The organism is Pseudomonas grimontii, from assembly GCF_007858185.1.
GTDB classification, from domain to species: domain Bacteria; phylum Pseudomonadota; class Gammaproteobacteria; order Pseudomonadales; family Pseudomonadaceae; genus Aquipseudomonas; species Aquipseudomonas grimontii.
In genome coordinates, this window is the sequence record NZ_VFES01000047.1 from 1 (window position 1) to 9,955 (window position 9,955).

General features: G+C 60.6%; 10 protein-coding genes. 8 read left to right on the forward strand and 2 right to left on the reverse strand.

Annotated elements, in window-relative coordinates; translation table 11 throughout:
* Positions 1-138 precede the first annotated feature (138 nt).
* The gene (gene argH / locus FIV39_RS32800; protein ID WP_090401520.1) at positions 139-1,533 is read right to left on the reverse strand and encodes an argininosuccinate lyase; all 1,395 of its coding nucleotides are present in this window, start codon (positions 1,531-1,533) and stop codon (positions 139-141) included.
* 503 nt (positions 1,534-2,036) lie between these two features.
* On the opposite strand from argH, the gene FIV39_RS32805 reads away from it, so the two are divergent.
* From FIV39_RS32805 to rsd, 7 genes are all read left to right on the forward strand, one after another.
* Positions 2,037-2,783: a LytR/AlgR family response regulator transcription factor gene (locus FIV39_RS32805; RefSeq protein WP_090401521.1), complete on the forward strand. Its 747-nt coding sequence runs from the start codon at positions 2,037-2,039 to the stop codon at positions 2,781-2,783.
* 137 nt (positions 2,784-2,920) lie between these two features.
* A complete protein-coding gene (gene hemC, locus FIV39_RS32810; RefSeq protein ID WP_090401522.1) occupies positions 2,921-3,862 on the forward strand; it encodes a hydroxymethylbilane synthase in 942 nt (313 codons plus the stop codon).
* Entirely contained in the window at positions 3,859-4,617 is a 759-nt protein-coding gene (locus FIV39_RS32815) for a uroporphyrinogen-III synthase (protein ID WP_090401523.1), read from the forward strand. Before hemC ends, FIV39_RS32815 begins: the two co-directional genes overlap by 4 nt.
* An 18-nt stretch (positions 4,618-4,635) precedes the next feature.
* Positions 4,636-5,760, forward strand: a complete 1,125-nt coding sequence (locus FIV39_RS32820) for a uroporphyrinogen-III C-methyltransferase (protein ID WP_090401524.1) — start codon at positions 4,636-4,638, stop codon at positions 5,758-5,760.
* A 5-nt stretch (positions 5,761-5,765) separates the two neighbouring features.
* Positions 5,766-7,007, forward strand: coding sequence for a heme biosynthesis protein HemY (locus FIV39_RS32825; protein WP_090401525.1), 1,242 nt, complete (start codon positions 5,766-5,768; stop codon positions 7,005-7,007).
* 236 nt (positions 7,008-7,243) lie between these two features.
* Positions 7,244-7,765, forward strand: coding sequence for a disulfide bond formation protein B (locus FIV39_RS32830; protein WP_090401526.1), 522 nt, complete (start codon positions 7,244-7,246; stop codon positions 7,763-7,765).
* A gap of 209 nt (positions 7,766-7,974) precedes the next feature.
* A complete protein-coding gene (gene rsd, locus FIV39_RS32835; protein WP_090401527.1) occupies positions 7,975-8,433 on the forward strand; it encodes a sigma D regulator in 459 nt (152 codons plus the stop codon).
* Between the two features lie 52 nt (positions 8,434-8,485).
* On the opposite strand, the gene FIV39_RS32840 is transcribed toward rsd, so the two are convergent.
* The gene (locus FIV39_RS32840) at positions 8,486-9,163 is read right to left on the reverse strand and encodes an FKBP-type peptidyl-prolyl cis-trans isomerase (RefSeq protein ID WP_090401528.1); all 678 of its coding nucleotides are present in this window, start codon (positions 9,161-9,163) and stop codon (positions 8,486-8,488) included.
* 192 nt (positions 9,164-9,355) lie between these two features.
* Between FIV39_RS32840 and FIV39_RS33185 the strand changes: the two genes are divergently transcribed.
* A partial coding sequence (locus tag FIV39_RS33185; protein ID WP_222435756.1) for an AlgP family protein occupies positions 9,356-9,955 on the forward strand: 600 nt, incomplete at its 3' end.

The following is a 9,955-nucleotide window of genomic DNA, read 5'->3' on the forward strand; positions in this document are numbered from 1 at the left end:
TTATTTACTTGCCTTGAAGAGTGGGGAACGATAAGTCGGAAACTGCGTGAATCCCCGCGAAAACGGGGATACCAGCAAGATGAGCTATGGAGTGGGAGATTTGGTTAGCGCATATGGGGCAAGCCCCTCCCGCATTTTTTAGCGGCTCGCGAGCAGGGCCTGGCCGCGCACGACCGCAGCCTTCACCTGCGCCGGCGCGGTACCGCCCACGTGGTTACGGGCATTCACCGAACCTTCCAGGGTCAGCACGGCAAACACGTCCTGTTCGATCTGGTCACTGAACTGACGCAGTTCTTCCAGGCTCATTTCCGCCAGGTCCTTGCCGGTGTCCACGCCGTATTTCACCGCATGGCCAACGATCTCGTGGCAGTCGCGGAACGGCAGGCCGCGGCGTACCAGGTAGTCCGCCAGGTCAGTCGCCGTGGAGAAACCGCGCAGGGCCGCTTCACGCATGATCGCGTGCTTGGGCTTGATCGCCGGGATCATGTCGGCAAAGGCGCGCAGTGAGTCGCGCAGGGTGTCGGCGGCGTCGAACAGCGGTTCCTTGTCTTCCTGGTTGTCCTTGTTGTAGGCCAAAGGCTGGCCTTTCATCAGGGTCAGCAGGCCCATTAGTGCGCCGAATACACGGCCGCTCTTGCCACGCACCAGCTCGGGCACGTCGGGGTTTTTCTTTTGCGGCATGATCGAGCTGCCGGTGCAGAAGCGGTCCGGCAGGTCGATGAACTGGAATTGCGCACTGGTCCACAGCACGAGCTCCTCGGAGAAGCGCGACAGGTGCATCATTGCGATGCTGGCGGCGGCGCAGAACTCGATGGCGAAGTCACGGTCCGACACGCCGTCCAGGGAGTTGCCGCCGACGGCGTCGAAACCCAGCAGTTGTGCGGTGTACTCGCGGTCGATCGGGTAGGTGGTGCCCGCCAGTGCAGCGCTGCCGAGCGGCATGCGGTTGGCGCGCTTGCGGCAATCGACCAGGCGCTCGTAGTCGCGGCTGAGCATCTCGAACCAGGCCAGCAGGTGATGGCCGAAGGTCACGGGTTGTGCGGTTTGCAGGTGGGTGAAACCGGGCATGATGGTGTCCGCTTCACGCTCGGCCTGCTCCAGCAAGCCTTTCTGCAAGCGGGTAATTTCGGACAGGATCAGGTCGATTTCATCGCGCAGCCACAGGCGGATGTCGGTGGCCACCTGGTCGTTACGGCTACGACCGGTGTGCAGTTTCTTGCCGGTCACACCGATACGGTCGGTAAGACGAGCCTCGATGTTCATGTGCACGTCTTCCAGGTCGACACGCCAGTCGAACGTACCGGCTTCGATCTCACCGCGGATGGTGGTCAGGCCATCGATGATGCTGTCGCGCTCGGCGTCGGTCAGCACGCCGACCTTGGCCAGCATCGTCGCATGGGCGATAGAGCCCATGATGTCGTGGCGGAACAGGCGCTGGTCAAAGGTGACGGAGGCGGTGAAGCGGGCGACGAAGGCGTCGACGGGTTCACTGAAGCGGCCGCCCCAGGACTGGTTGGTCTTGTCGGTGCTCATGGATTCGCTCGTGGTCTGCTTATTAAGAGGCATGAAAGTGTGCCGGCGATAATAACAGGGTTGCCCTTGGAGGCGGTGCTGCGGGTCGTCGGCATTTTTATTTGTGCAAAGGATGGCTAAGTGCCTTGCCGCCGACCGCGTCCGGGACGAGACTGGAGGCAGGTGCTTATTGATACGATATTTGACGATTGAGCAATATCGTCTCGGCGAGCGTCTACAGTTGGACTGATAGTGTGTGAATGCACCAAAGTCGGGTAATGCGGTCAGAGCCTGACTATCCATTTAAAAGGGGGGGTATTCGGATTGTGTATCAGCAAACCCTACGACGATGCCCGAAGGCAGCAGGTCTTGGGCGCTATTGAACAGGTCCGGGTAAATATGGGTGCCGCTGTCAGGGCACTTTTTGCCGCTCGCGCTAGTCTTAGCGTGGATCGCTGTGACGCAAGTCACCGCACCTGTCTACGCTATCCTTGTGCGAGACTCACGCAGGAATCCAGCGCTATATGAATGTCCTGATCGTTGATGACGAACCCCAAGCCCGCGAGCGACTGAGCCGTTTGGTCAGTGAGCTCGAGGGTTATACAGTCCTTGAACCGAGTGCCACCAGCGGGGAGGAGGCGTTGACGTTGATCGAAAGCCTCAAGCCGGACGTGGTGTTGCTCGATATCCGCATGCCGGGCCTTGATGGCCTGCAAGTTGCTGCCCGCCTGAGCGAGCGCGAATCGCCACCAGCCGTGGTGTTGTGCGCCGCACAAGAAGAGTTTGCCGCGCAGACACTGGAAGCCAGTGGTGTCAGCTTCGTAGTCAAGCCAGTGACTGCCGAGGCCTTGCTCAGGGCCCTGAAGAAAGCCGAACGTCCCAACCGCGCCCAACTCGCTGCCCTGACCCAGCCCGCCGCCCAAAGCGGTAATGGGCCACGCAGCCATATCAGCGCCCGCACACGCAAAGGCATCGAGCTGATCCCCTTGAACCAGGTGGTCTACTTCATTGCTGATCACAAGTACGTGACCCTGCGGCATGAGTCTGGCGAAGTGTTGCTCGATGAGCCGCTCAAGGCCCTTGAGGATGAATTCGGTGACCGCTTCGTGCGAATCCACCGTAATGCGCTGGTGGCCCGCGAGCGAATCGAGCGCCTGCAGCGCACGCCCCTTGGACACTTTCAGTTATTTCTCAAAGGGCTTAACGGGGATGCGTTGATCGTCAGCCGGCGCCATGTCGCTGGCGTGCGCAAGATGATGCAGCAGCTTTAGCCCGAGGGTTTTGGCGAGACTGCATTCATTATCCCGGTGCGCCGTGGCCAGGGAGGCCCCGCACTTGCTGATTCAAATCAAAGCGTATTTGCCTGAGCTGTTATTATCTGCCGTATCTATTCAGTACGGATTGATCCATGTCCTCTCGCGAAATCCGCATCGCCACCCGTAAAAGCGCCCTGGCCTTGTGGCAGGCCGAATACGTCAAAGCACGCCTCGAACAGGCTCATCCCGGCCTCAAGGTGACCTTGGTGCCCATGGTCAGTCGCGGCGACAAGTTGCTCGACTCGCCGTTGTCGAAGATCGGTGGCAAGGGCCTGTTCGTCAAGGAACTGGAAACCGCGCTGCTGGAAAACGAAGCCGACATCGCCGTGCACTCAATGAAAGACGTGCCCATGGACTTCCCCGAAGGCCTGGGCCTGTTTTGCATCTGTGAGCGTGAAGACCCGCGCGACGCGTTCGTTTCCAACACTTACGCGTCCTTGGACGACCTGCCTCTGGGCAGCATTGTCGGCACCTCCAGCCTGCGTCGCCAGGCACAGTTGTTGACCCGTCGTCCGGACCTGCAGATCCGCTTTCTGCGTGGCAACGTCAACACCCGTCTGGCCAAGCTGGATGCCGGCGAATATGACGCGATCATCCTCGCCGCCGCCGGCCTGATCCGTCTGGGCTTCGAAGACCGCATCACCTCGGCCATCAGTGTCGAAGACAGCCTGCCAGCTGGCGGGCAAGGCGCCGTGGGCATCGAATGCCGCACCGCCGACAGTGAGATCCACGCGCTGCTCAAACCCCTGGATCACCACGACACTGAAGTGCGTGTCACGGCCGAACGCGCCTTGAACAAGCACCTCAACGGTGGCTGTCAGGTGCCGATCGCGTGTTACGCCGTGCTCGAAGGTGAAAACCTGTGGCTGCGTGGCCTGGTTGGGGATCCGCAAGGGGGCACGCTGCTGACTGCCGAAGTCCGTGGCCCGCAGCGTGATGCCGTCGCCCTGGGTGTCCAGGTGGCTGAAGAGCTGCTGGACAAGGGCGCTGGCGCCATTCTGCAAAAGGTCTACGGCGAGGCCGGCCCGCAGTGACCGATTGGCGAGTGCTGCTGACACGGCCTGCCGAGGAATCGGCGGCCCTGGCGGCGGCGTTGTCCAAAGCCGGTATCTTCAGCAGCAGCTTGCCTTTGCTGGACATCGAGCCGTTACCCGTTACCCCCGAACAACAGGCCGTCTTCGGCGATCTTGGCCGCTATTGTGCGGTGATCGTAGTGAGCAAACCGGCCGCGCGGCTTGCCGTGCAGCAGTTGGATCACGCCTCGCCGCAACTGCCGTGGTTCAGCGTCGGTGCGGCCACCGCGCAGGTACTGGCTGACCACGGCCTCCACGTTCACTATCCCCAAACCGGCGACGACAGCGAGGCCTTGCTTCAATTGCCTGCGTTGCGCGAGGCTATCGCACGGCCGGATGCACGGGTGTTGATCCTGCGCGGCGAGGGCGGTCGGGAGCTGCTGGCTGAGCGTTTGCGTGAGCAAGGTGCTAGTGTCGACTACTTGGAGTTATATCGCCGTTTCCTGCCGACTTACGACACGGGTGTACTGACTCGGCGCATCCAGTTGGAACGCTTGAACGGCCTGGTGGTCAGCAGTGGGCAGGGTTTTTTGCACCTGCAAGCCTTGGCCGGACCCGATTGGCCACAGGTGGCACAGCTGCCGTTGTTCGTGCCCAGCCCGCGAGTCGCCGAGATGGCGCGGGCCGCAGGCGCAGAAAAAGTTGTGGATTGTCGCGGCGCGAGTGCCGCGGCTTTGTTAGTGGCGTTACGGAGTCATCCCGTTCCCACTCTCTGATACGCAAAGGACGGATACGTGAGCGAAACAGCCTTGCCTAAAGATGAAACCCAACCCGCACTTGATGCGCCGGTTGAGTCACCGGTCACCGCGCCGCGCCGCGGCAATGGCCTGGCAGTTGTCGCCCTGCTGCTTGGCGCTGCGGGTGTTGCCGCCGGCGGTTGGGGGATCTGGCAGGTCCGTGCCCTGCAAGCCAGCAGCCAGCAACAGCTGGGCCAAGTGCAGACCCTGGATGACCAATCCCAGACCCTCAAGCAAAGCCAGCAACAACTGGCTGCACGCCTGGCGCAACTGCCGGGTGCGGATGAGCTGGAGGAGCGCCGTCGTCTGGTGGCGCAGTTGCAGGGTGACCAGCAGCACTTGAGCCAGCGGCTGGAAACCGTACTGGGTGCCAGCCGCAAGGATTGGCGCCTGGCTGAGGCCGAGCACTTGATTCGCCTGGCGAGTTTGCGCTTGTCTGCCTTGCAGGACATCAACAGCGCCCAGGCGCTGGTCCAGGGCGCAGATGAGATTCTTCGCGAGCAAAGCGATCCAGGCTCCTACGCTGCCCGCGAGCAACTGGCCAAGAGCCTTGCCGCGTTGCGCAGTACTGAGCAGCCGGATCGCACCGGGTTGTATCTGCAATTGGCGGCCCTGCGCGATCAGGTCGTGCAACTAGCGGCCATCGCCCCTGAGTATCAACTGACCGAGCCCGCATCCCAGGGGCGCCCTAGCACTGATACGGACAGCCGTTGGAGCCAGTGGTGGGAGCAGATTTCCCGTTACTTCCGCATCGACTTCAACCCCGACGACAACATTCGTCCACTGCTCGCCGGCCAAGGCCTGAACCAGGTGCGCCTGGCCCTCAGCCTGGCCCTGGAGCAAGCGCAATGGGCCGCGCTCAATGGTGAGTCGGCGGTGTACAGCCGTTCCCTGGGCGAGGCGCGCAGCGTGTTGCAGGACAACTTCAACCAGGACAACCCGCAGAGCAAGGCGATGCTGGCGCGTATTGCCGAGCTTGAGCCCAAGGCCGTCTCGGTGGTGACACCGGACCTGGCGGCAAGCCTGGCTGCGGTGCAGGCGTACCTCGAGCGTCGTCATCTGTCTGCCGACGAAGCCAAGGCGGCGGCCACGCCGGCGGCTACCTCGGCGAAGCAGGAGTAGAGCCGATGAAGCGTTTCTATGTGATCCTGGTGCTGGCGATTGCAATCGCCCTGGCGCTGGCTGTGGGCATTTCGAAACACACCGGCTATGTGCTGATTACCTATCCTCATGTGCTGCATTACGAGTCGAGCCTATGGGCTACCGTGGTGGCAGTGTTTGTCTTCGGCCTGGCAATCTACTTGATCCGCGTATTGCTGAGCCTGGTCACCACCTCGGGTGGCGTGGTGAACCCGTGGTCGCGGCGTAACCGCAGTCGCCGCGTGCAGATCGCCATCGAACAGGGCCAGATGGACCTCGCCGAAGGCCGTTGGGCCAGTGCCGAACGTCACCTGCACCGAGCCGCCGAAGCCGAGCGCCAGCCATTGCTGTACTACCTGGGCGCGGCCCGGGCGGCGAATGAGCAGGGCCGTTACGAAGAGTCGGACGGTTTGCTCGAACGCGCCCTGGAGCGTCAGCCCCAAGCCGAGCTGGCGGTTGCCTTGAGCCATGCGCAGTTGCAATTGGACCGTGGCGATACTGACGGTGCGCTCACTACCTTGCAGGCCATGCACGAGCGTCATCCCCACAACGGCCAAGTGCTGCGCCAATTGCAGCGTCTGCACCAGCAGCGGGGCGACTGGCCTTCGGTGATCCGCCTGTTGCCGGAGCTGCGCAAGGACAAGGTGCTGCCCGCCAGCGAATTGGCCGAGCTGGAACGTCGTGCCTGGGGGGAGAACCTGAGCCTGGCGGCCCAGCGCGAAGAGCAGGGCGAAGCCGGCTTGCAATCTCTTGAGCGGGCCTGGCAACAACTCACTTCCGCCCAGCGCCAGGAGCCGCAGCTGGTCTTGGCCTATGCCGAGCAACTGCGTCAATTGGGCGCCGATGCCAAGGCGGAGAAGGCGTTGCGCGGTGCTATCAAGCGCAGCTACGACAGCCACCTGATTCGTCTCTACGGCTTGCTGCGCGGCAGTGAGCCGGCCCGGCAACTGAAGTTTGCCGAAGGTTGGCTCAAGGACCATCCGGGTGATGCCAGCCTGTTGCTGACGTTGGGTCGCCTGTGCCTGCAGAACAGCCTGTGGGGCAAGGCGCGGGATTACCTGGAAAGCAGCCTGCAGGTGCAGCGTAATCCCGAGGCCTGTGCCGAACTGGCGCGGCTGTTGGCCCAGTTGGGCGACACCGAGCGCAGCAACCAGTTGTTCCAGGAAGGCCTGGGCCTGTTGGATAACCGTTTGCTGGCGTCTCCGTTGCCAGTTCCCGCCCGAGTTTGATGTAGGAAAGAAGTAGAGGGTTGGCTCAGATCCATCTGACAGCCAGCCCTTCAATGCTGCCATATACCGGTCCTGAAGCCCTTTGAAGCAAACTCCTACGCTCGCACGCTTCAAGTCTTCCGTGCTCTGACGGGATGTCCCTACGTTCTCACGGAATCGTCTGCTCTGGCGCGTATTGAAAGGGGTCAGGCCTTTACTCTAACGTAACGACCTATCTCTCGCGATGCGGATAAAGCATGTCTTTGGCCCCTTCACGCTCCTTGTTTTTCCTTGCGTTCATGGCGGGTGCGCTGACGCTGGGCGCGTCCTTCTATCTTGAGTTCGGTGCCTCGTTACGCCCTTGTTTCCTTTGCCAGATGCAACGGGTCTTTCTGGCTGCCTTCACGCTGATCAATCTGGTCGCCGCCATCCACAACCCCAGGCGTTCCACTTTTTACCTGTATGGGGTTACGAGCATGGTATGCGCGTTGTTGGGCGCCATCACCGCGGTGCGCCAGGTGCTGCTGCAAAATGCCGCGCCTGATCAGGCCACCGATTGCTGGCCCAGTCTCAGTCACATGATCGAAAACCTGTCGCTGTGGCAGGCATTGCAATTGACGGTCAAAGGCACTGTCGATTGCATGGAAATAAGCTGGACGCTGTTTGACCTGAGCCTTCCCGAGTGGAGCCTGTTGTTCTTCCTGGGCATGTTGATCCTTGGCGTCATGCAATTTTCCCGACTGTTTTCGAGCCATCCTTTACATTCGGCGAGGCGCTGAACGGAGGCCGCAGTTCGTAGGAAGGGATTAAACACTTGTATGAACTTTCTCTCCTGCGTACCTTGAAGCCATAGTCATGGGGGCATAATCTGGCCCGCATGCGTTATTGAAACCGTTTGTCGAACGCAGCCTTGGCCCGCTGCTGTTTTATCCTTGAAGTGTCGCGCGGGCATCAGGCGGCAGCGTCCCTATAGGGAAGAGAGATCATCATGCTGGAAAGTTGTCAGAATGCTCAGGAACGCTGGGGTGGGGTGCACAAGCTGATCGACAGCTGGTTGAAGGCACGTCACGAACTGGTTCGGGCCTTTGATGCTCTTGGTGCCAAACCCGAGGCCTTGGCTGAAAATCGTGAACCGTTGCAGGATTTTTGCGGTGTATTGGTGGACTACGTGTCTGCCGGTCATTTCGGCGTCTACGAGCAGCTGACCAAAGAGGCGGAAGCCTTCGACGATCAGCGTGGTCTGGAACTGGCCGAGACCCTTTACCCGCGCATCGATGTCATCACTGAGAAGCTGCTGGCGTTCACCGACCTGTGTGATGCCGGCCAATGTGTTGCCGAGAAATTCAAGGAGTTGGGTGGCCTGCTCCATGAGCGTTTCGAACTGGAAGACTGCCTGATCGAAGTGCTCCACAACGCCCATAAGGAAGAAGCTGCCGCCCAGGCCTGACCTTGGCTGGCGAGATAAAAACGGTGCGCATGGCGCACCGTTTTTTATTGGGTCAATGACGGGTGTCGAGCAACTCGATCTCGAATATCAGGGGCGTATACGGCGGGATCAACTCGCCGGCACCGTCGCCACCATAAGCTTGGGCCGATGGGATCACCAGGCGCCATTTGGCCCCGACCGGCATCTGCTGCAACGCGCTGCTCCAGCCGCTGATCACACTGTCCAGGCGAAACCATTGGGGCTGCGTGCTCTGATCGAAGACCGTGCCGTCGGGCAATCGTCCAACGTAATTCACTTGAACCTGATCATTCGCGCCAGGCTTGTTACCACTGCCGGGTGTCAGTTCCGTGAGCAGGATTCCATCGGCCAGCTCGCGTACTCCTTTCGCGGCTTTTTCTTTGGCTAAAAACTGCTGCTCGGCGGCGAGCGCCTTTTCACTTTTTGGGGCTTGGACGTCGGCTTCGGACTGCGCTTCATGCTGGGCAAGAATCTGTTCGATGCGTGCGTTATCCAACGCCAGTGGCTTGCCTTGATAGGCTTGCTTGAGGCCGTCGATCAAGGCCTGGATCTGCAGGTCCGGGACTTCCTGGCGCAGGCGCTCACCGAGGCTGGCGCCCAGGCTGTACGCAAGGTCGTGTTGGTCTTGGGAGGTGGTTTTTGACGGTGATTGCTCGCTCGCATTGGCCGCGGAAATCGCCAGGCCCAGCATAAGAAAAAGGTAACGCGACATGGGCATTCTCCTGCCGAAAGTGCGACGGATTATGCCAGTGCGGGTGCGTAAAAAGTGCGGCGTATTTTCGTTATATCGATAAGAATTTTCGCACCGTGCAACGCAACGCAAACGATACTGTCAACATGCCCTAGCGGCGGTAAGAGCAGAGGGCTAGTATGAGCCGCACCCACGTCAGCCAGGAGGTAAACCATGTCGGCCAAACAGAAGCCTGTAAATACCCCGTTGCATTTACTCCAACAATTGTCGGGCAGCCTGCTCGAACATCTGGAAAGCGCATGTTCCCAAGCGTTGGCCGATGCAGAAAAACTGCTCGCCAAGCTGGAAAAACAACGCGGTAAAGCGCAAGAAAAGCTGCACAAATCCCGCACCAAACTGCAAGACGCCGCTACTGCCGGCAAGGCCAAGGCACAAGCCAAGGCCAAAGACGCTGTCAAAGAACTCGAAGACCTGCTGGACGCTCTCAAGGATCGCCAGGCTGAAACCCGCACCTACATTTCCCAACTCAAAAAAGATGCTCAAGAAAGCCTGAAACTGGCCCAGGGTGTTGGTCGTGTGAAGGAAGCCGTAGCGAAAGTGCTGGGTGCTCGTGCACCGGCTAAAGCGGCCGCCAAGCCAGTTGCCAAAATCGCTGCTGCCAAACCCGCCGCGAAGCCAGCTGCCAAAACCGCTGCTGCCAAACCTGCCGCGAAGCCAACTGCCAAAACCGCTGCTGCCAAACCTGCCGCGAAGCCAGCTGCTAAACCTGCTGCTGCCAAACCTGCCCCCAAGCCAGCTGCCACAACCGCGGGT